This window comes from Burkholderia sp. CpTa8-5 (assembly GCF_017815045.1).
In the GTDB taxonomy this organism is placed as follows: Bacteria; Pseudomonadota; Gammaproteobacteria; order Burkholderiales; family Burkholderiaceae; genus Burkholderia; species Burkholderia sola.
In genome coordinates this window covers 1-1,824 of sequence record NZ_JAGIQD010000066.1, presented here as the reverse complement: position 1 = coordinate 1,824, position 1,824 = coordinate 1, and the positions used below count along the sequence as shown (strand labels likewise).

Below are 1,824 nucleotides of genomic sequence, written 5' to 3'. Positions count from 1 at the left end.
ATCCTGCCCTTGCCCGTATCGGTACGGTCCAGAACCTCGCGCACGTCGATCCAGTCGAGTTGCGTATGCCAGTAGACGACTTCATAAACGTGTGTGCCAGTAAGAAACTGGGTATTCAAGATCACAAATTCGTCTGCAACCTCGCCTACCCATTTCTCCTTTGCCTTCATCACATAGGTAGATCGCTTTATATCTTCGTCCCGGGGAGCCGCGACATAAGGCTCAATACCACTGTACTTAGGCGGGGCAGGCTTAATCTCCTTGCCTCCCGAATACAACCGCATTGCAGGACCATCCGGCGTGGGCTTGCCCGTTGTCTTAACGTCCCCATCGCTCGGATTTATGTATGTGGTGTAGTACCGTATTTTTATACTGTCATTACGCACAATTGCGTCATGAAACCTGATATGCGTGATCAGTGGATTCTTGACCCAGCTCACCCGCTCATTCGGCACGACACCCGTCTGGTTTCCACTTTGCTTGTCGGTCATAGAACTTTTCGTAGTTTGGCTCGAAGGCGGCGCCGCTTGCTGTTCCGCAAGGGACGAGCAGCCGAGCAGCGCCACCATTCCTCCAATCGAAATAATGGTGCGGACGCCGTTCATTGTCAGACGGTCAGGTTTCATCCTTTGCGCTCTCGATAAAAAATGCAATACTTTCGGCATTAGCTAACGCCCTGTTGGGCATGAACTCGGCGAGTACCCGTTACTTTCCAGCGGCGGCACTCTGTTCGCCCACGTACTTCCACTGGAAGCTGAAGGGGTCCACGCCCCGGTCCCCCGGCAGGTTCGGCAGTGAATCCCCTTCCTTCACGAACACTTCGTGATAGCCGCCGAGCCGTTCGATGCTCTTGCCCGTCGCGGCCCAATAGCCGGTCTTTGGCGCGTAGTCACCCGGACGGGCGTACGGCAGCGCCGGGACCTGCGTACGGGCATCCACTTCGCCGAGGAATTCAATGTGCCGCCCCTCACGCGCTTCTTCATCGGTCGGCTTGTAGACCCTGAAATAGAGGCGGTTCGACGGCGCGTTATCCGTGATCGGGTACATCATCCTGCCCTTGCCCGTATCGGTACGGTCCAGAACCTCGCGCACGTCTATCCAGTCGAGTTGCGTATGCCAGTAGACCATCTCGTAGACGTGCGTGCCAGGAAGGAACTGGCTGTTCATAATCACAAATTCACCGGGGCCATCTGAAGTCCATTTGCTTTCAGCCTTAACTTTGTTGGCGTACAGTTTTATTTCCTCATCCCGGGGAGCGGCGACATAAGGTTCAATGTCACGATGCTTAGGCGAGGCAGGCTTAATCTCATTGCCCTCCGAATACAGCCGCATTGCAGGACCATCCGGTGTCGGCTTACCAGTCCATTTAACGTCCTGCTTACTCGGATTGATATAAGACAGGTAATAGCGAATTTCGACGTAGTTGCTACCCAGCTTTCCGTCATGAAACCTGATCTGCGTGATCAGCGGATTCTTGACCCAGGTTACCCGCTCATTCGGCACGACGCCCGTCTGGTTTCCACTTTGCTTTTCGGTCATAGAAATATTTGTAGTTTGGTTCGAAGGCGGCGCCACGCGCTGTTCCGCAAGGGACGAGCAGCCGAGCAGTACCACCATCCCTCCAATCGAAATAATGGCGCGAACGCCGTTCATTGTCAGACGGTCAGGCCTCATCCTTCGCTCTCGATAAAAATGCAATACTTTCGGCATTCGCTAACGCCCTGTTGGGCATGAACTCGGCGAGTACCCGTTACTTTCCAGCGGCGGCACTCTGTTCGCCCACGTACTTCCACTGGAAGCTGAAGGGGTCCACGCCCCGGTCCC

Annotated in this window: 1 protein-coding gene and 1 pseudogene; both read right to left on the bottom strand. The window is 54.8% G+C overall.

What is annotated here, in order from left to right; genetic code table 11:
• Positions 1–626, bottom strand: a pseudogene (locus J8I35_RS34325) (hypothetical protein); the annotation flags it as partial.
• Between the two features lie 79 nt (positions 627–705).
• A complete protein-coding gene (locus J8I35_RS34320; protein ID WP_245170552.1) occupies positions 706–1,617 on the bottom strand; it encodes a hypothetical protein in 912 nt (303 codons plus the stop codon).
• Positions 1,618–1,824: the final 207 nt, after the last annotated feature.